The organism is Dolichospermum circinale AWQC131C (genome assembly GCF_000426905.1).
GTDB classification, from domain to species: domain Bacteria; phylum Cyanobacteriota; class Cyanobacteriia; order Cyanobacteriales; family Nostocaceae; genus Dolichospermum; species Dolichospermum circinale.
Window position 1 is genome coordinate 1 of sequence record NZ_KE384605.1, and the last position, 23,041, is coordinate 23,041.

Annotated in this window: 18 protein-coding genes and 1 pseudogene; 10 read left to right on the forward strand and 9 right to left on the reverse strand. The window is 36.6% G+C overall.

Going from position 1 to position 23,041, the window contains the following annotated elements; genetic code table 11:
* Positions 1-107: 107 nt before the first annotated feature.
* Positions 108-725 carry a hypothetical protein gene (locus tag ACIR131C_RS0108905; RefSeq protein ID WP_028089905.1) on the reverse strand — a complete coding sequence of 206 codons (618 nt, stop codon included), beginning with the start codon at positions 723-725 and terminating at the stop codon, positions 108-110.
* Positions 726-1,219: 494 nt separating this feature from the next.
* Here ACIR131C_RS0108905 and ACIR131C_RS0108910 point away from each other — a divergent pair, with 494 nt between their 5' ends.
* The gene (locus ACIR131C_RS0108910; protein ID WP_028089906.1) at positions 1,220-2,368 is read left to right on the forward strand and encodes an alanine--glyoxylate aminotransferase family protein; all 1,149 of its coding nucleotides are present in this window, start codon (positions 1,220-1,222) and stop codon (positions 2,366-2,368) included.
* Between the two features lie 371 nt (positions 2,369-2,739).
* Positions 2,740-3,324: a hypothetical protein gene (locus ACIR131C_RS0108915; RefSeq protein ID WP_071604943.1), complete on the forward strand. Its 585-nt coding sequence runs from the start codon at positions 2,740-2,742 to the stop codon at positions 3,322-3,324.
* Between the two features lie 50 nt (positions 3,325-3,374).
* Here the strand turns inward: ACIR131C_RS0108915 and ACIR131C_RS0108920 are convergent, their stop codons facing one another.
* From ACIR131C_RS0108920 to ACIR131C_RS22300, 4 genes are all read right to left on the reverse strand, one after another.
* Positions 3,375-4,685, reverse strand: coding sequence for an ABC transporter substrate-binding protein (locus ACIR131C_RS0108920; protein WP_028089908.1), 1,311 nt, complete (start codon positions 4,683-4,685; stop codon positions 3,375-3,377).
* 164 nt (positions 4,686-4,849) lie between these two features.
* A complete protein-coding gene (locus ACIR131C_RS0108925; protein WP_028089909.1) occupies positions 4,850-5,605 on the reverse strand; it encodes an MBL fold metallo-hydrolase in 756 nt (251 codons plus the stop codon).
* 50 nt (positions 5,606-5,655) lie between these two features.
* Positions 5,656-6,426, reverse strand: coding sequence for a circadian clock KaiB family protein (locus tag ACIR131C_RS0108930; protein WP_028089910.1), 771 nt, complete (start codon positions 6,424-6,426; stop codon positions 5,656-5,658).
* An 85-nt stretch (positions 6,427-6,511) separates the two neighbouring features.
* Positions 6,512-7,624, reverse strand: coding sequence for a type IV pilus twitching motility protein PilT (locus tag ACIR131C_RS22300; RefSeq protein ID WP_081677180.1), 1,113 nt, complete (start codon positions 7,622-7,624; stop codon positions 6,512-6,514).
* A 239-nt stretch (positions 7,625-7,863) separates the two neighbouring features.
* On the opposite strand from ACIR131C_RS22300, the pseudogene ACIR131C_RS27330 reads away from it, so the two are divergent.
* Positions 7,864-8,042: pseudogene (locus tag ACIR131C_RS27330) on the forward strand (C4-dicarboxylate ABC transporter).
* Between the two features lie 422 nt (positions 8,043-8,464).
* Positions 8,465-8,839 carry a hypothetical protein gene (locus tag ACIR131C_RS0108940; protein WP_028089911.1) on the forward strand — a complete coding sequence of 125 codons (375 nt, stop codon included), beginning with the start codon at positions 8,465-8,467 and terminating at the stop codon, positions 8,837-8,839.
* A 262-nt stretch (positions 8,840-9,101) separates the two neighbouring features.
* On the opposite strand, the gene pedR is transcribed toward ACIR131C_RS0108940, so the two are convergent.
* Positions 9,102-9,380 (reverse strand): photosynthetic electron transport-dependent transcriptional regulator PedR, encoded by a 279-nt coding sequence (gene pedR, locus ACIR131C_RS0108945; RefSeq protein WP_028089912.1) that lies wholly within the window; start codon positions 9,378-9,380, stop codon positions 9,102-9,104.
* Positions 9,381-9,625: 245 nt separating this feature from the next.
* On the opposite strand from pedR, the gene ACIR131C_RS0108950 reads away from it, so the two are divergent.
* Positions 9,626-10,606, forward strand: coding sequence for a carbohydrate kinase family protein (locus ACIR131C_RS0108950; protein ID WP_028089913.1), 981 nt, complete (start codon positions 9,626-9,628; stop codon positions 10,604-10,606).
* Here ACIR131C_RS0108950 and ACIR131C_RS0108955 read toward each other — a convergent pair.
* From ACIR131C_RS0108955 to sfsA, 3 genes are all read right to left on the reverse strand, one after another.
* Positions 10,598-11,062: a gluconokinase gene (locus tag ACIR131C_RS0108955; protein WP_035371736.1), complete on the reverse strand. Its 465-nt coding sequence runs from the start codon at positions 11,060-11,062 to the stop codon at positions 10,598-10,600. The two genes, ACIR131C_RS0108950 and ACIR131C_RS0108955, sit on opposite strands and share 9 nt — an antisense overlap.
* 34 nt (positions 11,063-11,096) lie before the next feature.
* A complete protein-coding gene (locus ACIR131C_RS0108960; RefSeq protein ID WP_028089915.1) occupies positions 11,097-11,855 on the reverse strand; it encodes a Uma2 family endonuclease in 759 nt (252 codons plus the stop codon).
* 235 nt (positions 11,856-12,090) lie between these two features.
* A complete protein-coding gene (gene sfsA / locus ACIR131C_RS0108965; RefSeq protein WP_028089916.1) occupies positions 12,091-12,816 on the reverse strand; it encodes a DNA/RNA nuclease SfsA in 726 nt (241 codons plus the stop codon).
* A gap of 291 nt (positions 12,817-13,107) precedes the next feature.
* Here sfsA and ACIR131C_RS0108970 point away from each other — a divergent pair, with 291 nt between their 5' ends.
* The 5 genes from ACIR131C_RS0108970 to ACIR131C_RS0108990 all read left to right on the forward strand — a co-directional run bounded on the left by ACIR131C_RS0108970 (position 13,108) and on the right by ACIR131C_RS0108990 (position 22,287).
* Positions 13,108-13,779 (forward strand): 2OG-Fe dioxygenase family protein, encoded by a 672-nt coding sequence (locus ACIR131C_RS0108970; RefSeq protein WP_028089917.1) that lies wholly within the window; start codon positions 13,108-13,110, stop codon positions 13,777-13,779.
* Positions 13,780-13,895: 116 nt separating this feature from the next.
* The gene (locus ACIR131C_RS0108975; RefSeq protein ID WP_028089918.1) at positions 13,896-15,155 is read left to right on the forward strand and encodes a tetratricopeptide repeat protein; all 1,260 of its coding nucleotides are present in this window, start codon (positions 13,896-13,898) and stop codon (positions 15,153-15,155) included.
* 333 nt (positions 15,156-15,488) lie between these two features.
* Positions 15,489-18,227, forward strand: coding sequence for an AMP-binding protein (locus ACIR131C_RS0108980; RefSeq protein ID WP_028089919.1), 2,739 nt, complete (start codon positions 15,489-15,491; stop codon positions 18,225-18,227).
* Between the two features lie 84 nt (positions 18,228-18,311).
* Positions 18,312-19,322: an amidohydrolase family protein gene (locus ACIR131C_RS0108985; RefSeq protein ID WP_028089920.1), complete on the forward strand. Its 1,011-nt coding sequence runs from the start codon at positions 18,312-18,314 to the stop codon at positions 19,320-19,322.
* A 376-nt stretch (positions 19,323-19,698) separates the two neighbouring features.
* Positions 19,699-22,287 (forward strand): substrate-binding domain-containing protein, encoded by a 2,589-nt coding sequence (locus tag ACIR131C_RS0108990; protein ID WP_028089921.1) that lies wholly within the window; start codon positions 19,699-19,701, stop codon positions 22,285-22,287.
* The last annotated feature ends 754 nt before the right edge of the window (positions 22,288-23,041 follow it).

The window sequence follows — 23,041 nt, forward strand, 5'->3', positions numbered from 1 at the left end:
GAAGATGTACCTCATAAGAGCGGAACCCCCTGTAATTGGGAAAGTGCAGCGCAAAGGGTGAGGGAAGAAGACGCACAGCGCCGAATGTTGTTTTTTACTGTTGGTGTTCAGGGTGCTTTGAAATTCAAAAGTTGAAGCAGATTTTTAAGCTTAAAATTATTCCAACTCAAAACTACTGAAGTTTCAATAGTTAAATCTCCTTGCTTAAGGGTAGTCATCAATGCAGAATCATTTTCAAGATTATGAAAAAGGGAATCTAAAAGCTGCAATTCATTTCGAGGAAGAGTATAGTAAACCTTATTATTTTCAATTCTAACTTCTTTTGGTAAAGCTCCATTGGGAAGTTTTCCTCCTAAAAATTTTACCCAACCGGCAATGAGGTAACGGTAAACTATTGATTCAGTCTCAAACTGAGGGGATTTCAATAAGCGAAGTTCCCCTTCAAGGCAATTTTCATGAAGAGTTATTTTCTCAGGAGTAAAATGTAATTGAATTTGAATTTTCTTGTACTCTATTGTCGCAATAAGTCCCTCCTCAGAGTGTGGTTCTAAGCTTTTTAATTGCTCAACTCTAGATTCGGCTTGTTGACAAAGAAGTAAAACCATTTTTTTATTCAAAATCAACTGTTTAGCTTCTGGGATAAACATAATATATTCTTCTAGACTTCTTCTTATAAATTGTCTAGATTCTTGAAATGTTGCTGTAACTTTGTTAAATACGCCCATGTTTATTTAGAGAAGATAAAATTATTGGAAGTCGAACTGTAATCAAGAATTTTAAGCCACACAGGTTGGTTTTGCCTGTGTAGATGCGGTTTCTAACTGCCTAGAGTCCATACACTGAATTTTTTATACCTCAAAACTACTTTAATTATACTTATTTAGTTAGGACTTACGCAAGATTCATGGAATAACGAACCACTCCAGACACAGAGGTCACGGAGAAATGAGGATCTGAGAGATATTTTGCGTAAGTCCTGTTAGTATCTCATTAAAATGGTTCATTCCCATATCTATAATTGCAAATTTATCTAATCTAGTGGTATCTCTTTAGAAAAAACCCTCACTGGTCATTCTAGCCCGGTTTGGTTAAACATACAGCCCCGATGGTCAAACCCTGGCTAGATGGTGCTTAATTAATTAGTCCCATTTCGGCATACACATTGACCGCATACCGCTATATCATGCGATTAAATTCTCATTTCATCTTACATAAATTTATGACATTCGCAATTTCCATCAACAATAGTCAGCGTCTAGGACTAGAACCCCTAAATATCCCCCACCGTCTATTACTCGGTCCTGGTCCTTCTAACGCCCATCCAGAGGTATTACAGGCAATGAATACTACACCCATAGGGCATTTAGATCCGGCTTTTTTAACCCTGATGGATGAGATTCAATCTCTGTTACGCTACGTATGGCAAACGGAAAACTCCCATACTATCGCTGTCAGTGGCACGGGTACAGCAGCAATGGAGGCCTCTCTAGCTAATGCCGTAGAACCGGGTGATGTGGTATTAATTGGTGTGGCAGGTTATTTCGGTAATCGTTTGGTAGATATGGCGGGCAGATATGGCGCAGATGTAAGAACTATTACTAAGCCTTGGGGGCAAGTTTTTAATTTGGAGGAAATTAGCGCCGCAGTAGCTACCCATAAACCGGCAATTTTAGCTTTAGTTCATGCAGAGACTTCCACCGGCGCTCGTCAACCTTTGGAAGGTGTGGGTGAGTTGTGTCGTCAGCATGGTACGTTATTATTAGTGGATACCGTAACTAGTTTAGGTGGTGTTCCCATCTTTTTGGATGAGTGGGGTGTTGATTTGGCTTATAGCTGTAGTCAAAAGGGCTTGGGTTGCTCTCCAGGTGCGTCACCATTTACTATGAGTGCGCGAGCAATGGAGAAGTTACACAAGCGTCAATCTCAGGTGGCAAACTGGTATTTAGATATGACATTGTTGGGGAAATATTGGGGTACTGAGCGCACATATCACCACACAGCACCGATTAATTTATATTATGGTTTACGGGAAGCTCTGCGTTTAGTGGCAGAAGAAGGTTTACCAAATTGCTGGCAACGTCATCAAAAGAATGTAGAATATCTTTGGGCAGGATTGGAAGATATGGGTTTAAAAATGCACGTTGAGAAGGAATACAGGCTACCAACTTTAACTACTGTCTGCATTCCTGAAGGGGTAAATGGTAAGTTGGTTGCACGCCAATTATTACTTGAGCATAATATTGAGATTGGTGGCGGTTTGGGTGAATTAGCTGGTAAAGTTTGGCGTGTGGGTTTAATGGGTTTTAATAGTCGTCCTGAAAGTGTGGATAAGTTAATAGCCGCCCTGGGAACCATGATATCTAACTAATTAGTGCGTTAGTATAGCAATTCCCTTGAGACTAGACCTCTGGTGAAAATTAAATCTGCGGTTTCTAGAACCATTGTAGAGATTTGACCTGACTAGGTTTATCTCTCTACAATTTTTACCTCCAGATCTCTATTGTCAACTGTACTGCATTAACAGTAATTCTTCTTTGCGCCTCTACGCCAGATCAAAAACCGTGGTTCATTTACCCGAAAATCGCTGTATGTCACCAATGCTGATAAAAAATTAGTAAATTAAAGAAAATCAGGATACAAATTTTAATTTTTGGTGTTAAATGGTGAGTATTAACGAAATTTGTTAACTGAGGATGATATCTAAACAGGTGTCAATCTTAAATCTAGTGAGAAGTGAACATGAGTAATATTATTCTTGGTAAAAATTTTTTAGCCTTACCAGGTATTGCGGCTTTGGTAATTTTAGGTGGTGGACATTCCGTAAATGCTCAAACGGTGTCTGAAAAAACACATTTATCTAATCAGGTAGCACAAGCGGACATTGAAGCAGCCAGACTCAATCAAAATCAAACCCCTGGTAGCTATATCGGTATTGGTACTAATATTGGTATAACAGGCGGCTCTTCAGCCTTGAGTGATGGTAATTTCAGCTTCATGAGTAAAATTCGTTTTACCAAGTCTTTATCAGCTAGACCGTCAGTTATACTAGGAACAGATACAACATTTCTTGTTCCTCTCACCTACGACTTTGCTGTTAAACCAGCAGATACACTTACTAATCCTGTAACTATATTACCCTATATGGGAGTAGGTGCAATCATGAAAACTGGTGATGAATCTGAAACTGCTGTTTTAGTTACTGGTGGTATTGACATACCTCTGAATCAAAAATTTACTGCCACTGCTGCTCTCAACACTGGTTTTTTTGATACAGTTGATGTCGGTATTTTACTAGGAGTTGGTTATAACTTCAAAGGATTTTAGATGAATTAAAGGCTAGGAAGTTAAACTTCCTGGCCATACTCTTGTATACTCTATTTAGGACTCACCTTGTCAATTACTTTGATTTTACCATCATCCCCCACAGTCCAAACATCGTAAGTACCAATGACATCACCATTAGTATCAACATCTACATCACCGCTTGCGCCTTGATAGTTGATTTGTTTACCTTCTTTCAGAAGCTTTAGCCCTTGACAAACATCACTTACTGGTGTACCGTTTCCAGCAGCTACTTCTCGCAATTTACTAGCAATAGCCACCCCAGTATTTTCCTTAGCGGCTTGGGCTGCTAATACCAATAAGGCCGCAGCGTCCCAGGCTTGAGGTGCGTATTCTCCTGGTGAAGTGCCTTTTTTATCTTTCCAAAGTTTATTAAAATTTTCTAAACCTTTACCACTAGAACCGGGAACTGTACCAATTGCGCCAGATAAGATGTATTTACCATCCTTACCTTTACCAACTTGATCAGGGAAACTATCGGATTTTACACCGTCTGTGAGTAAAATTTGTACATCTTTGGTAACACCCTGTTGATAAGCAGCTTTCAGGAATAAACTACCGGTTTCAGCATACAATACAGCTAAAACTGCATCTGGTTTACCTGCAAAAGCGGCAGATGCTTCTGTATCAAAGGTTTGAGCCTTGGGGTCGTAGCGAACAGGCTTATCTTTATTAACTACTGTACCACCTAATTTCTCAAAAGTTTGCACAAATGCTTTTTCAAAACCCACACCATAGTCATTATTAATTACCACAGTGGAAACTCGTTTAAAGCCTTTTTTCTTAGCGAGTTGGGCTAAAGCTAATGCTTGATAAGTATCAGGGGGAGCAGTTCGCGCCCAAAAGCCTTTAAAGTCGCCTTTTTGAGCTTTGTCAGTAAATACAGGGCTAGTGCTACCAGGAGAAATCAGCATGACTTTATTAGGTACAGCCACGGAAACCGCCGCAGTGGAAACACTACTCGCAAAAGAACCGACCACACCACCAACTTTATCTAAAGTTGCTAATTTAGTCATACCCGCAGCGCCGGCTTTAGGGTCAGTTTGGTCGTCTACTTCTACTAAACTGACTTTTTCACCATTGACACCTCCACAAGCGTTAACGGTTTCCACCAGTAAGGGAACAGAACCAACCATTTGTTGTCCAATAGAAGCCAAGTCACCAGTGGTGGGTAATAAACTACCAATTTTCAATCCCTTAGTATCACTGGTTGTAGTCTGAGGTGTTGGTGAAGTGGTACTAACCCCCGTAGACGGTGGTTTAGGACTTTCACAAGCGGCTAAAAAGAAACCACTGGCTATGGTAGCTATACTTAAAGCTAGAGAGACACGAATTTTCGACATAGTTAGTCACACTCCTCAGATATTTAGAAGACTTGATCTAGTTAAATTGATATCAGGTGCTTCAACCCCAAATAATAACATTCTCATGACTTACTTACCAGAAATCAATTTAAACTCTTATTCCTCCCTGTCCTGGAGTGGTTGGTTTTTCCATAATTCAAACACTAACAAACACTAATTTTTTCGCCGGGGTGAGGACTGATCACCTTAGTTGTTAAACTGTTATTCTCTAATAAAGTCTGAAATTCTGTCGTATTTCCCCTAGCTTGGAGAAATTTTACCAATAGTCCCTCAAAGAAAATATCCCCTCCGGCTGCGGTAGGGAGGATAAATTGAGGTCTCACGGATTTTACCACATCTAAAGCGCTATTCATACCTTTGATAATCGAACCGAGTAGGGGTAAACTCAAATCAATGATAGGTGTAATTACCACGTCAATGGGTGCTATTTCTTGAAGTTGCGGGGAATGATAGCCATGGGGTTCATAATACAATGTAGAATTATTTACTAAATCTTTGAGCAGATAGCCATTTTCTAATAAAGTAGGTCCAATGGGAGAACCAGGAACAGCTTTAATTTCTATTTGCTGATTTAAAATGAAGCTTTGACCATGTTGAAGACTGATGATTTGTTGATAACCTAGTTTTTCTACCACTTTAGCCGCATTGGGAGAAGCAACCACAGGAATATTTTTGTCAAGTTGCTTTAAAGTGGGTGGGTGTGCGTGATCTTCTAAACCCTGAGAAAGCAGAATTAAATTTATATTATCTGGTATTGACCGATCCTGAGAACGATAACCTTTGAATAACCAATCTAAATTGTTAAAGGTTAAAGTACCAATTAACCAGGGGTCAATTAGTATTCGCTGTTGACCAATTTCAATTAACCAACTATTGCTATCTAACCAAGTAAAGTTCATATTATACAAATCCTCAAATTTTAAATTGGACATTGGAAATTGGAAATGATTTACTGTCCCGCTAACATCTGTAGAACTTTATCAATGTTATCTAAATTACCAACCATGCGCCGAATTGGATGAGGCCAAACCTTAACCAAGGTAGGAGTAGCAGAAACTTGATCAATTTCCGCCTGTTCTGGATTAGTGAGAACATCAACTACTTTAAGAGTATAAGGATACCCTAGAGATCGTTCTAATGATTCGTGCAAGTTTTGTAAAATTTTTTCAGTGGTTATACTATGTCCAGCAACAAACAAGCGTAAAACAAAACCTGGATCACCTGGGATATTTTGGGGTGCAGGTTGTGTAGTCATGATTGGTTGTTGATACTGCGAGGGAGAATCAGTTAAATCTAGACGCACAATTAAATCATGATCTTGCCACAGTTGAGGAAATGCAGCACGATAAGTTGATAATACCAGGCGATCGCACAATCCATCTTGCCAGGCTGCTGATTGCCAGACTAAATCCCCAGTCGCAAAAATCGCATTTAGCACAGCTTGGTGACGCATGACTGCGGGATAAGCTTCGGCAAAGATTTGGACTTTTTGAGTCCGAGGATTTAACCAATGATCAATAGTTGCAGTATAACAAGGAACTAAAAAATGTGGCGGTTCTGGTAAATTGAGGATTTCCCGCAAAGCCGCACACAGATTTAAATGCCATCTTCCTTGTTTACTAGGATCAATACAATAAATTAAATCTCCTCCGGGTGTAAACAAAGCAATACCCTTGAATAACTGCGGCTGAGATAGTTTATCTACATTCAACTTAGTCATTAGACATCTCCGGTAGTGCATAATCTCAAACCATTGTAGGGACAATTGATCAATTGTCCCTAGAATAATTTTCACAAGATGTCTATTAATAAAAACGACCTCGGAGGAATTGCGCCATTTCGTTAGGAGTTGGGGACATTTCCACAGCGGTTTCTTCGGTGATACGTCCTTCTTGGTAGAGGTTAAACAATGACTGATTGATTGTGATCATGCCATCAAAACCTGATTGTTTCATCAAAGCTTCAATTTCATCATAATTACCTGTTTTCACCCAATCTTTGACGGCCTCAGTATTAATCAGTATATCGTGGAAAGCACAGCGTTTACTATCTGCCGTCCGGCACAACCCTTGGGAAACTATAGCTATTAAGGACTCAGCCAGTACCACGCGCATAGCCTCTTGTTCCTCACCTGTATATAAGTTGAGGATTCTTTCAATAGTTTTTACAGCACTATTGGTGTGCAGAGTTCCCATAACTAAGTGACCTGTTTGTGCAGCTTTCAATGCAGTATTCACCGTTTCCTTATCCCGCATTTCCCCCAGAAGAATAACATCTGGGTCAGCACGCAAAGCGGCTTTTAAGGCATTATCGAACTTGAGGGTGTGCATTCCCACTTCCCTTTGTCTAATTAGGGACTTACGACTTTGGTGGACAAACTCTATCGGATCTTCAATTGTAATGATATGCTTGAGCATTGTTCGATTGATATAGTCAACCATTGCAGCCATTGTTGTTGACTTACCTGAACCAGTTGGACCTGTAATCAAAATCAAGCCCTTTTGATAATTACAAATATCTTGAATGACAGATGGTAAACGCAATTGCTCGATAGACATAATTTCCAGAGGAATTAACCGCAGTACCATTCCATAACCACGCAAGGCATCAAAGATATTAATCCGCACACGGACAAAATCATATTGAACCGCACCATCAAATTCTAGCTGTTTTTGAAAGCTTTGAATTTCTTCATCACTGAGAATCTCCCGCAACCAACTCATAAAGGTTGCTTTATCAGTTGCGGGATAATTGGTGGTTCGCATCTCTCCTCGGTCACGGAAACGGGGAATTTCTCCTATAGCCAGGTGAATATCAGAATAACCCTGATCAAATGCTTCCTGGATCAACTGCGCCAAGGTAAGTTCTAAAGGTTTGTGTGTCGGATAACTTGAACTAGAAAGCTCTAAGGATGGCATTTTGCGTTATTTCAGTGTTTTTATGAGTTTATTCATCAGTATATCAGTATCCCACATTCCGCACGCTGAACTGTCACAGATCAAAAAGCAGAGCTAGTAGTACATAATTATTATCTCTATCAATTTAATTTCTCTTGTAAAGATGAGCTAATTTCTTTGATTTATAGCTCCATTTTACTATGTCTATAATTTCGTTTTTTACTTTAATTGATTAGACTAACTTATGATTTGTCTCTTGAATCTCTTATTTTATTTATTTGTTGTCCTCTCCAGGTGGTGTGCATTCTTATTGCTTCTTATTAAGAATAGGTTTTGATCACGTTTTTGGTGATTTACTGTTTCTCAAATGCCTTTTTTCACTTTATATGTTTGTTTTAATGCTCACTTTAATTTTTCTCTACGTAATTTACCTCTGTGACAGTTTGGGATGCCGAATGTGGGCAGTATAGTTCCAAATCATTGGAATAGGGAACAGGGAACGGAAAAACCTGTTAGATCAAGCCCACGAGACTTGTAGATAAATTATGAGAAACAATAGAGTTTTCTATAAGAAATATTAAGCATCTAGGCAATCCAAGGGCGAGGATCAAGTTCTGCTTCTCATCTACCGTTAGTCCATATTTCTAAAGGCATACAGCCAAACTTATTTCCTCACCTGTGGGCATATCTGGCTTCTCATTCATAACCACAAAAAATTAACTGTAAAGTTTAGTAAAGAAATGCTCATTTTGGAGCTAAGGTTTTATATACTAAATTTCACTGAAACAAAATCGGTTTATTCGCCTCCCAGCGATAAATAACTGAAATTTAAACTTGCTGTGTATTTTAGGAGGAAAAGTCATGGTTTCTGCTCAAAGCTCTAATCTGGTTCAGACCCACTCCTTGTTAATGATGAAAAGCTTTTTAATCTGGACATTTACATTGGCAGTGTGCTTATTAGTCGTCGGTTTTCCATTGGTTGTATTGATGGCTACAATTGGATGTCTGTTGTCTATTGTGTTACAATCCGTAATGCCCGCTAATGCAGTTTTAGTTGTGGCAGGTGGTTTAGTCATGCTTAATGTTATGGCAGTATTAATTGCTGCTGGCGTTCTCACAGCTAAAGGTATTCATCCTAAGCAGGTAAAATGGTTAAGCTGGCTACATGGTGAAGCTGAAAAAACCCAAACTACTGTTTATGCAGCTTGTCCTTTAACTTGTGAAATCAACCAATAGCGGTTATTAGCTAAAACTTGACAAGAAGTACATCTGCCCGGTTCATCCGGGTTTTTTAATTATGTATCAATTTACTGCACTTCGATGATCAAATCAACCATATTCACAGGATAATTGATTTACGCCTGTCCATACCTGTATTTTTACGTTAACTTTTGACTATAGAACGTTGCTAATACACAACAGCGTAAATCAACCACCCATAGCTCTGACCAAGAATCCCGAAAATAATTGATTAAAGCTTTTTAACTACAACTCTGCTTCAGGTGGACATACTTTCATCATTCCCAGGGGGAAGAGAACAGCAATTAACATCGTTTAAACAGACTTTACCCCATTGTAAAGCCCAGCGAACTAAAGCCACACGATTATCAGTCTTAGTTTTAGTCAGAATATTGCTAATATGGTTATCAACTGTCCGTTTGCTAATTTCCAATTTTGCTGCAATTTCTTGGTTAGTTAAGCCCGTGGCCACTAAGTCGATAATTTGCATTTCTCTGTCTGACAGACTAACGTAGGTTCCAGACTCACTAGCAGCCATTACTTACTATTCCTCCCTTAGTATATGTACTCAAGTCTTATTCCTTATTCTAGAAGATTTTTGCGGAGGTAAATAGTTTTAAATGTTACTAATACTACTAATGTCAAAATTTTCTTTTGATTTTAGCTTTGTAGTCATATACACTACAGATAAAAAGTGTTGATTTTAACTAGAATTAATTGAAAAGCTGTCAAACTAAATATATAAATTAAATATATAATGCCCCATAGAAAATCAAAAACGCAATGATTAATCCCCGTGTTTTATGTCTTGGTGAAGTCTTATTTGATTGTTTAGCTGATCAATTGGGACTTAAACTAGAGGAAGTCAAATCATGGACTCCCTACCCAGGAGGAGCGCCCGCAAATGTGGCTTGTGCTTTGGTGAAGTTGGGGACATCAGCCGGATTTATGGGCGCAGTGGGTGAAGATGAACCAGGGAATACACTGATAAAATTATTAGAAACTGTCGGCGTAGATACAACTGGTGTGCAACGTCATCCTACAGCACCAACGAGACAAGTATATGTAGTGAGGGATTTAACAGGCGATCGCACTTTTGCTGGTTTTGGTAAATATGATACTTCAGAATTTGCTGATACCCGTCTCCAAGCCACAAAATTACCACCCGCATTGTTTGATGAAGCTGACTTTTTGGTGGTAGGAACTTTAGAATTAGCCTATCCTGAAAGTGAGAAAGCTGTTTTGCGAGCTTTAGAATTGGCAGAACAATATGACCTAAAAATTATTCTTGATGTCAATTGGCGACCAGTATTTTGGCTAGATGAAAATACAGCTAAGACCAAAATTCAAGCTTTATTGGGGAGATTTGATTTTCTCAAATTGACAAAGGAAGAAGCAGAATGGTTATTTAATACAATAGATCCTGGGGCAATTACTTATAGACTCAATTCTTTGGAAGGGGTATTAGTGACAGATGGTGAAAATGGTTGTGCCTATTGTTTAGGGGAGAATGAAGGTAAATTACCAGCTTTTTCCGTGCCTGTTGTGGATACCACTGGTGCGGGAGATGGGTTTTTGGCTGGGTTTATCCACCAATTACATCAAGTTGGGATTCACAAACTCAAAGACGCGGAAACCGCTAGAAAAATTGTCACCTATGCCAGTGCTGTGGGAGCTTTAACTACTCTTAAACCAGGTGCGATCGCTTCTCAACCCACTGCGGCGGAAGTTGACGCTTTTCTGAGTTCTCATCAACTAGCCTAAAGCCTTTTTAATCTTTTCGACAATTACTTCCGGGGCTTGGGAAACATCAACACAAATACAATTATCAGGCTCTTCAAGGTCATGAAACTGACTCTTGAGGAGCTTTTCAGTCATAAAGTGATTTTTCCTGGCTTTTAGCCGATTTTCAATCACATCAAAAGACCCCTGAAGGTAAACTAACTGAATGCGGCTATCAATTATCAACATTTGACGATAACTGGTTTTGAGTGCAGAACAGGCCAAAACGACATTTTTGTTATCTTGTAGCCAATTTCTGATAGCCGCTTGCAAATCTTCTAACCAAGGTATTCTATCATTATCATTGAGGGAAATTCCCATTTGCATTTTTTTGATATTTGCTAGTTTATGGAAGTTGTCAGCGTCTCTAAATTCCCAGTTGAGTAATTCAGCTAAAAGTTTACCAATTGTAGTTTTACCAGCACCAGAAACACCCATAATTAAAATAATCGAACTTAATTTGTTGATCAAATTAAACCTGCCATTTTTCTATTTCTGTAACTTCTAAACTCGTTAACTGTGCCACTTGTTCTAGAGACATCCCATTTTGCCACAAATTCACCGCAATTTGTCTTAATTGAGATTCAGCTTTTTCAGCCCGTTGTTTTTCTTGTTCAGCGTTTTCTTGGGCTGTGGGAAACAATTCACCATCTAAATTTGCCCAGCGTAACCAAGTGGTATTAATACCTCTATAATTACCCTGCCAACGCACTAAGGTTAAGTTTAAAACTGTACTCACTAATTGATTTTTGCTATTAAAAGCAATAGGTTCATACACACCACTGTTGATATGAAAACCTGCAAAATCCTCTGGATTAAAAGGATCAAACAAAAAGTATTCAGGAACACGCATCTGATTTTGATAAATCAATTTCTTCTCAGTTTTATCGTTTTTAGATGTACTTTCTGAAAGTAACTCAATTACCACATCTGGTGGTTTTCCTTCTTCCCAAACTACCCAGGAAAGTCGTTCCTTTTTGGGGACATCTAAAACTACAAAAAAATCAGGTCCGCGAAAATTTTGATTTTTTAACTGAGCTAAACTGTAGTAAACAAACATATTGCCACCTACATATCCATCAGTTTTTTGATCTAGCCATGGCTGAATAGTATCAGTTAAAATGTCTATTTGTAATTTATGTCTTTGTGTCTCCATGGGAATACCATCATCACAAGGAAGTTCTGCTTGAGTGGGTGGCAATTTAATGCTGGTTACAGTAGTTTCTGACATATAGTAATCCAATTTGAGTAATCAAATTATTTACGGTTTATTTGCAGTTGATGATTGTTTGTTGTTTTCATTAAAAATAGTATGTTCATCCTCTCCTATTGTAGACAAAATTAATAGAATTGTCAAGAATCATTTCTTAAGATTTTCATCTGTTAAATTCAGGAATTACATAATCTTGACATAAATTGTTTTTTCACCAATCTGCAAATTTCATGATTTAATCTGGCTATCACGTCTATATTTTTAGTTCTGCTAAACCTAAATAACGGATACCTACTGGACAAATATCAAACCGACATGGTAAAACTTCTAAACCTAGATTAATTGCTGTTCTCAATAATTTACCATATAGGGGATCTTTGCTGTCTCCAGGTGCAAATTCTAAACAATCATTCCGGTTAATAAAATATAGCATTACTGCCCGATTTTGGGGGAGAATCTCTATTAATTCCTGTAGATGTTTTTGTCCTCTGGTGGTTTCTGTGTCGGGAAATAAGGCTAAAGTTCCTTGAGACCAAGTTGTATTTTTCACCTCTAAATAAATTGGCCGTTGTTGAGCATTTCCTGTTAAATAAAAATCAACTCGACTTTTACGATCTTTTCCATAGACAACTTCACTTTTAACCTGGTCATATTCAGCCAATTCTGGGAATAAATGTTTCTCTAAAGCTAATTTGATCACACGGTTAGGTAAAGCTGTATTTACACCCACCCAAGTTGTTGCATGATCATTGACTTCTATTAGTTCTAAAGTATATGCTAGTTTACGTTGAGGATTATCACTTTTAGAAACTTGTACAGCACTACCAATAGTAGAAACTCCCGTCATTGGTCCTGTATTTGGACAATGTGCTGTGATCAATTCTCCAGAATTTAATTGAATATCAGCAAAAAACCGCTTGTAGCGTTTAAGTAAAGTACCAGCATATAGAGTTGGGTAGTTATAAAGCCAATCTGTCATAATCATCAATTAGGTAGAACATTTACTCATATTAACTCAAAATCATTCCTAGTCTTGCTGACTAGAGGAAATGAGGAAAATAGGAATAAACGCAATCCGTAAAATTACAAAATCTATATGTTTATCCAACACTCAAGGATAATTAAGCCACAAAGTCTGATTTTAATCATAAATAATTCGTTTTTGTAGTCAAATTTACGATATTTTGATCAGATTTGAATATAATGGATATTATAAACCTACCATTTAGACAAATATGGTAGCATTTACCAATACAAGGAGAAATATTCTATGCAAAAAGTCTCACTTGATAGGGAATTAGAATATGCTTTTCTGTTTACCCTCAGAAGAGTAAACTCCATTAATACGACAGGTTTTCAGCCATTTTTTGATAATTTACCAATTGATCCTTATATTAAGGGGAAATATCGCTCACGCAGGTTATCTAGGTTTCTAGTTTCTAAAGATAAGTTGTTCAAACTTCCCCATGGATATCTATTACAAAGTAAAGATTATAATCCTTTATTGGGAGGGATAAAAAGAGAGTTTGCGGAATTGGATAATGCACTCATAGAACTGGATATGTTTAAGCATCTGATTTTCGTATTCTGTGATTCTTGTAAACTAGATATAGAAGCAGAAATTGATGTTCATCAAATTAGAACTACCTGTTCACCAAGTAATTTAGGAAATCCTGCTCCTGAAGGTATCCACAGAGATGGTAGTGATTTTATTGGTATTTTTTCCGCAGGAAGAGATAATATTGAAGGTGGAGAAACTCATTTATATTCTGCGAAAAAGGAAAAGCCAGTATTTAACAAAGTTTTGCAACCTGGAGAAATTATTTTAGTCAATGAACATCAATTTTTTCATTTTACTACTCCCATAAAACCGGAAAATCCTGGGTTAGGAACTAGAGATGTATTTGTGATCAATTATCCTAGCTTAATTTCTGATTTTTAGGAAATATCAAGGTTCTAGAGAGATTCAGATCCCCCATTTCTCCAAGAAGTCGGGGATCTTCTTGAATTGGTGTATAATTAAATTAAGAAATTCTTGATTTTTTTCCAGTACCAATTATGAATAACGAATTTTACAATCGGGGATTAGAAAAAGCCCAACAAAAAGATTATGCTGGTGCTATAGCAGATTTTAATTTGGCTATTCAGGAGAATCCTAAATTTACCAAAGCATATATCCAACGGGGTTTAGCATATTATGATTCAGGAGACATTTTACAGGCTGTTTATGATTATACCGCAGCTATAAAACTGGATGAATCTATCCCAGAAGTTTTCTATTGTCGAGCTTTGGCTAGATTAACATTAAAAAACTTTCCTGGTGCTTTAGATGATGTTGAAAGGTCAATTCGTCTTAATTCTAATTATGCTGCTGCTTATGATTTACGGGGGATACTGCGACGAAAACAAGGGGATATTCCAGATGCAATTACTAATTTTAAAAAAGCTGCTAAATTATATTTAGAACAGAAAAATAAAGAAAAATGTCAAAACTGTTTGCAGAAAATTCAAGAGCTACAACCACCTGAAAAACCGCAAATAAGCGAATCTGCACCTATATCTATTATTTCTAAAAATCAATATTTTCATCAATTGTTAGTTAAAGCAGAAAATGGAGAAGTAAAAGAAGCAATTGCTGATTTAAATTGGGTCTTAAAAACTGATCCAAATGATGGACAAGCTTATTGTTTTCGGGGAGTAATCGAGTGTAAAATTGGCAATTATCAAGACGCTATAGCCGACTTTAATTATGCAATAAAACTAAATTTTCAAGATGCAATTGTTTATAGAAATCGCGGAAAAGCCCGTTTCCAAATTGGTGATTATCAAGGTGCATTATCTGACTTAAACCAAGCATTGAAAATGCAGCCACAAGATCCTTTAGTTTATGTTGCTAGAGGTAATATTTATCGGACTATGGGTGATTATCTCCACGCAATTCAAGATTATAGTCAAGCATTGAAAATTCATCCTGATCATGCTCCAGCATACTATAATCGCGGTCTGGCCTATACATTATTAGAAGAAATGCAAAATGCTGTATCCGATTATCAAAAAGCAGCTAGTATTTATTGTGAACAAGAAGACTGGAAAAATTACCAAGAAGTATTAAATAATTTACAAAAAATCCAAACATCTAGTCCCGAAATCAAAAATCAGAAATCTCAAGTTTTACGTCAGCGACTTTTGCGTTTAGTGGGAGGACACTGGGAAATAGCAGAACGCTTAATTCAACAACAAGAATATCATGATCCGGGAATGTCAGATGATTGGTATTTACAAAAGGTAATTGAGCAGTTGGAGAGAGAACACAACTGATAATTAATGCAATATTCTCGATTTACTCAAGAAATCGGGAATCTATATTTTTATATCAATTTAGTTAATTTATTTAAAGCATAAATAAAGATTTCATGAAACCTCGTCATTAGGTATAGCGGTTTATCATAATTGCTCATACCATTTATTTTTATAAATCCACATTTTCATTTAAAGGAAGTAGGATAACCGAAAAGGACATAAACCATCATCTAAAATTTACATTAATACTATCATAGGTTTTAGGTTTTAGATTTAAAATCTTCAATGGTTGAATCTAATATCAGCTTAAAAAGCCAGAACTTTACCATAAATCGAGTAGGATATATACCAATGACTAATATTTATCAGACAATTCCTAGTGCAATTTTTCAGCAAAAGTTTGTTTGTAATCGTTTAATTGCAAAACCGGAAGGTTTTATAGATTTTCCTAAGTCAGAGATTGAGCAATCTATTCCTCAACGATTTGAACAACAAGTTAATAAATATCCTCATGCTATTGCTATCAAAACTAATAATCAAACCCTAACCTATACACAATTAAATGAAAATGCTAATCGGTTAGCAAATACAATTCTCTCTCAAAGAGGAGAACAACCAGAAGTAATTGTCTTATTGCTAGAAAAAGGTGCAGACTTCATGACAAGTATTCTGGGAGTTTTAAAAACAGGTAAAATCTTTGTTCCTTTAGATCCCACATTTCCCATTGATAGACTTACTTATATTATTGAAGATTCCCAAGCCGTTGCATTTATTACTAATAATTTGAACTTGGATTTAGCCAGGAAATTAGCCAATAATTGTCAACTATTTAATATAGATAATATTAAAGACAATATTCATAGCAATAATTCCGAGAAAAATCCTCTGATTAAAATATCACCAGAAACACTAGCTTATATAATTTACACTAGTGGTTCAACTGGTAAACCTAAAGGGGTAGTGCATAGTCATAGAAATTCTTTGCATTACTGTATGAATGATACAAAAACCTTATTAATTAGCCATCAAGATCGTGTAATTTTCCTCTATTCCTGTAGTGCATTGGGAGGAATATTATGTATTTTCTACACTTTGCTTAATGGTGCTAGTCTCTATCCCTTTAACGTTAAAGAACAGGGATTAACTAATTTAGTAAAATGGCTAATTACATCAGAAATTACTATTTATCATTCCTTTACAACCTTATTTAGACATTTTGTAGATATCCTCACAGACACGGAACAATTTCCTAAAATTCGTCTAGTTAAATTAGGTGGTGAACCTACATTAATTAGAGATGTAGAAAACTACAAAAAGTATTTTTCTCCGAATTGTATTTTATATGCCAGTTTAGGTGCAACAGAAGCAGGAACTTTTCGTAATTTCATAGTTGATAAAAACACGAAAATTGCTAATAGTACCATACCTATGGGCTACCCAGTTCAAGATATGGAAGTTGTTATATTAGATGAAAATGGCCTAGAAGTTAAAAATGGTAATATTGGAGAAATTGCTCTAAAAAGTGAATATTTAGCTCTGGGTTATTGGCAAAAACCAGAATTAAATCAAAACGTATTTTTACCAGATATTCAAAATAGTAAAAAAAGAATTTACCGCACTGGTGATTTAGGCTGTATTCAATTTGATGGTTGTTTAGTTCATAAAGGTAGAAAAGATTTTCAGGTAAAAATTAGAGGTTTCCGCATTGAAGTTACAGAAATAGAAATGGAATTGCTCAAAATTCCTCATCTTCAAGAAGCTGTCGTCGTAGCTACGGAAGATATCCCAGAAAATAAACGTCTCATAGCTTATATTGTTGCGAAAAAACAACCAGCACCTACTACTAAAGAAATCCGACAACATTTACAGAATAAACTACCTGAATATATGCTTCCTAGTGCCTTTATTTTTTTAGATACTTTGCCATTAACACCCAATGGTAAACTAGATAGAAAGGGACTAGCCGCATTTAATTTAATTAAACCAGAAGGGACTGAAAAATTTGTTAATCCCCAAAATGATATAGAAAGTCAGTTAATCAAAGTTTGGGAAGATTTATTAGGTATTCAACCCATTGGTGTTCAAGATGATTTTTTTGAATTGGGAGGAAATTCCTTATTAGCAGTGCGATTATTTGCTGATATAGAACATAAATTTGCTAAAAAATTGCCTCTAGCGGCTTTGTTTCCGTCAGCTACAATAGCAGCAATAGCCCAAATTATTCAGAACGAAAAAGTTTTAGAAAACACCCCCAAAGCCAATTATTCATCTTTAGTGGAAATTCAACCCCACGGAACAAAACCACCCCTATTTATGATTCATCCTTTAGGGGGAGAAGTGTTGTGTTATCGTAATTTAGCAAGACATTTAGGATTAGAACAACCCTTGTATGGACTGCAATTACAAAAAGCAAATAAGAAACAGTTTCCTATAGTTCAGGTTGAAAACATGGCCTCCCAATATCTTCAAGAAATTCAAACTCTTCAACCTCAAGGACCTTACTTTTTGGGAGGATATTCTTTTGGAGGTATTATTGCTTATGAAATAGCTCAACAACTCCACCGTCAAGGTGAAAAAGTTGCATTTTTAGCTATGTTGGATACCTGTCGTCCCGGTTATAAGCGACGGTTATCATTCCTAAAACGAATTTATTTACATCTCAATTATATCGGACAACGCAGATCTAAGTATATTTCTCACAAGGCTAAAAGTTTCTACAAACACGCTAACTTTTATATGAAACAAACTTTTCACAATCACTTACGGCTTATTACGCAGTTATTTAATCCCTGGACACCTGAAATAAATCAGCATTTACACAGCCATGATATTTATATTCAAGCTATGAATACATATATTTTTCAACCTTATTCAGGCCAAGTCACTCTCTTTCGCACAAAAGATGAACATCGAACGGAGGCTATAGGTATAGAATATGACTCCAAATTTGGTTGGGGTGAAATAATAACTGGTGATTTAGATATTAAGTATATTCCCGGTTCTCATCTTTCCCTTCTTGATGAACCTAATGTCAGGGTACTGGCCAAACAAATGAAAATCTGTTTACAGAAAGCCCAAAATCTAGAGTAGAATTTTACTCAATATTGGATGACAAGAAAAATATTGTCTAGGTTTTTGTTACAATTAATTAAGTTTTTACAGCAAAATACCACTATGGCTTTATACGCAGAATTGCATCGGCATCTAGGTGGTTCAGTTGTACCTCGTGTCCTCTGGCGATATTTTCAACGTCACAATACTGAGTTAATTTCTCCCTTTGCTGAATATCCAGAATTTGAAGATTTTTACACCCGTCCCCGTAATACCTTGGATGAGTATCTAGAACTACATACCTTGGTAGAAAGTGTCCAAACGGTGGAAACCTTACCCTACTTTATTTACCGCTTATTGCGCGGTGCTTATATTTTTGAGAATTTGGCTTATTTGGAATTACGTTATACTCCCTATTTACGAACTCCTGAACATTTGAGTCAAAATCAGAGAATTGATAAAATGGCGGAAATTGTGGATATTGTCGGTAAATCTAGTCATATCCCTGAATATCCCATTATCACCCGTCAAATCCTCTGTATGCACTCCCGTTTACCTTTTGAGGTAAATCAGGCCATTATTGATTTAGCAGCGCGAAATAGGGAATATGTTTGCGGCATAGACGTAGCAGGAGGCGATCGCTATTATGCTGAAAGGATGGCAGAATGGATACATTTATATAATTATGCCCATTCATTAAATATTAACACCACAGGGCATCTTTATGAAACTCAAGATGGTTGTTATCCAGAATTGCTACCCTATTTAATGCGAATTGGTCATGGTATTCAAATACCTATTTTGTATCCTGAATTACTTCCAGAGATTGCTAAAAGAGGACAATGTTTAGAAGTTTGTCCGACAACTTATTTAAAAACAGGCACTTTGCAGGATATTCGTCAGCTAAAATTAGTCTTTGACCGATGTTTTGCAGCAGAAGTTGATATCGCTATTTGTACGGATAATGCCGGATTGCATAATATGCGTCTACCCTTTGAATATGAAAATCTTTTGACTTACGACATTATTAATTTTCAACAGTTACAAGCTTGTCAAAATGCAGCCTTTCGCCATGCTTTTGCGTGGCCTCATAGTCAACATCCAGCATCTTTGTTAACTGAGATGTTAAAGTAGATATGACCTTGCTGGTTACTTACAGCGATTTTACTGGTAAATAAACCACGGTTTTTGTTTCGCGTAAAGGCGCAAAGTTTGATCTCTTAAATTTTCTTTTACGTCTAAGGGGTGACTTGAAAACTATTTTTATTGACCACAAAAGCCGTAAAACCTGGTTAGGTTTTACGGCCTTTCCCATAATCAAAGTTTTGTCCATAGTGTTTTTACTCAGCTTGTTGAGCAGAAGCCAACTCCCCACCCCTTTTTTATTTTCATCACTTGTGTTATTACAGATAAAAATGACTCAAGTTGTATAATTAACCCGTCTGCTCAATCAAACAAATATTTTGAGTATTGGCGAGTAGTCCGTCTATTCTAGCTTAATTAGGGATGTATGTGGCAACAACAAAAAAAAGATACTGTAATTATCAATCTGGCTTTATTAATGTCCATGACTACCAGCCCCATGGTAGCAAGTTTCTTGATTTCCGCACCAGTGCAAGCCCAGACTGATACTTCGGCCTTTTCCTCGCCGCCAACGGTAGAAAATGGCACAATAGTTAAAATTGACGGTTCGGCTAACTTTCTCACCCTTAACCAAACCTTAAAAGAAAACTTTGAAAAACAGTTTTCGGGAACTCAGGTAGAAGTTGCTATCAATGGCAATGAAGAGGCATTAAAAGCGATTTTAGATGGTAAAGTTGATCTGGCAGCCCTGGGTCGCAGACTCACCCCAGAAGAAAAAGCACAAGGTTTACAACAAATACTGGTGCGTCGGGAAAAAATCGCTATCGTTGTTAGTAACGATAACCCCTTTCAAGGTGGCTTAACGACTGAACAATTGGCGAAAATTTTCCAAGGAGAAATTACAGACTGGTCAGAAGTGGGGAATACTCAAGGTAAAATTAGATTGATAGATCATCCCGACCATAGTGATACTCGTGCTTCCTTGAGCGAATATATAGCATTTAAGTCCGGCCAATTTGCTCACGGAAATGCTGTACAAATGCCAGACGATAATACGGCCAATATCATTAAAGAATTAGGTGATGATGGCATTAGCTATGTTTTAGCAAATCAGGTTTCTAAGTTGCCGGCGGTGCGAGTCCTGAAAATACAGGACTTCTCACCAGAAACTGTGGAATATCCCTTTTACCAGCCTTTTGTGTACGTCTATCAACAAAATCCCAGTCCAAAAGTTAAGGATTTTCTCGGATTTATTCTAGCTAAAACCGGACAGGAATCTATAGAAGCTGCTAGACAAGCAGAAGCACTTGCTGTTATGTCGAGTCAATTACAAACTGTTACCACTCCTACCCTAACCTCGACAGAAATCTCAACAGCAACCCCAACAGCAACCTCTACCATTGATCAAAATTCATCTTTATCACCTCTTCCCAAAGGCCTCGCTACACAGCAACCTACAGAAGTTGGAGGTGAAATACGGTTGGTAAACCCCTTTACTAACCCTTCAATGCTGACCAAAAATCTGGGGTTTTTACTGCTATTACCCTTATTTCTGATTGCTGGTTTAATTAGTTGTTTACCTTTATTGTGGGGAAGAAAAAAGCGATCGCTAAAAACAACTGCATCAAATTCAAATATATTAGATTCAGAAGATTCAGAGGATAACCACCTCTTTCAAGAAGCAACCAAGGAAACCCTCGACCCAGCTATCCCCGCAACTACAACTAACAATCATAACAATCATAATGGACTCAACGGTAATCACTCTCAAGACGACATCTTTTCACAAGCAACAGCAGCAAATAATCTAACTCCCACTCAGACAATTTCCCCAAAGGAACAGATAAAGGAAATTAATCAACTTGATGGTCATAATGGCACAATGTGGGATACAGAAGCACCTGTGATTGTCGTCAATAATCATTATCCACCAATCCCAAGTATTCATCACGATCTAATTGACTCGGATATACCTATAGATGAATTTACCAATTCTCTACTAGAAACACCCGAACCACTAACATCAACATCATCTGAATCTGATCAAAAGACCATGTCTTTATCAGAATTACTCAATAGACACCCTGCTCCAATTCAAGCTCCAATTCAAACTCCAATTCAAACTCCAATTCAAGCTCCAATTCAAGCTCCAATTAACGAAGATAAATATATCTCTTTATCAGAATTACTCGGTATATCTTTTCCATCAACTCACAAATCACCACCAACTCAAAAGTTGGCCTCTGATTTACCATCAAATCTGGAAGAAGCTTTAAATTCAATTAGCAATGACATTGAACTCAATATACCTCAAATAGCAGAAGAGATATTACCAACTCCATTCCATCCTACAACCACTGATGAAAACATCGCAATGGAGTTAGACGCAGAAATAGCAGCTTGGACTACTATGAACCAAATTAATGCTAATGAAAATACCAGAATTATCTTCACACCCCGCACTCCCAAATGGGCTTATGTATCTTGGTATATTTCTGAAAGTGATAAGCTCAAACAAAACATAAATCATCAAAAGAAATTACAGAATCAAGGATTTATGACTTTAGCTGTACGTCTCTATGATGTTACTAATCTTGACCTTAGTTATCAACTTCCTGAATTGGTGCAACAATATGAATGTGAAACCGCAATTCATGATTGTTATATACCTATTCCTAAAGGTGAACGTGATTACATGACAGAAATTGGTTATTTAATTAATGATCATCAGTGGTTATGTCTGGCTCGTTCTGGTACGGTTCATGTCTTCAGTGGTCCTAGTACAGATTTCTGGTTTGTCGTTGATACCGAATTAGTGATTTATGGTGCAACTAAACAAGATGCAATTGTCACTATTGATGGTCAAAATGTCAAACTCAATGCTGATGGTACTTTTAAGGTATCTCTTCCTTTTGTGGATAATTTGGTTGATTATCAAATGACTGCTACTTCTGCTAATGAAGAAAATACTAAAACTATTTACCAAAAGTTTTTTCAAGAACAGAAAGAGAATTAATGTCAATATTACCTATTTACTAACAAGTCAGGCGGTTTGTATTGCAAAGCAAGTCGCTTTTCTTAAATTCTCAATTTCAAATTAATACAAAAAAAGTCACTCAATCAGGAGTTATAACTTAGCAGTTAAGAATTAAAAGTTACAAGCCATGAGAAAAATTTTCTTATAAAAGAAGTTTTATTGTTAATCTATATCCTAACTGCTTTGACAATTGTTTTATTGTTATCTGTAACTAAAGTACAAGTTTACCTAACAATCATATAAGATTGTAATACAATTACATAAGATCGCAATACAATTATATAAGATCGCAATACAATCATATTAGATAATATTCATTATTTAATAGTAATTATTTATATTTGATTGTATTTAAATACTAAAATTCAAGAAAGTATCGAATTAATAAAGCAACAAAAAACAGAGAATTATGAATAATCTCCTATTTGATTGGATAAATTATATATTGTAATTGACAATAATCGAGAAATATATTTTCAAAACTACAATATACATAATTTATATATTTAGACAACCTTGTACCTCTGATAAGAATATAAAAATTTTCATATTAATTAAACATTATAGCCATTCTCATTTAAGTGAGATACAAACAGTAATAATTGAACGCAGATGAACGCAGATAATTTTGTACTTCGTTAGACTGGGATATAGATAGAAATCAAATATGACCAGGACTTACGCAAAATATCTCTCAAATCCTCATTTCTCCGTGACCTCTGTGCCTCTGTGG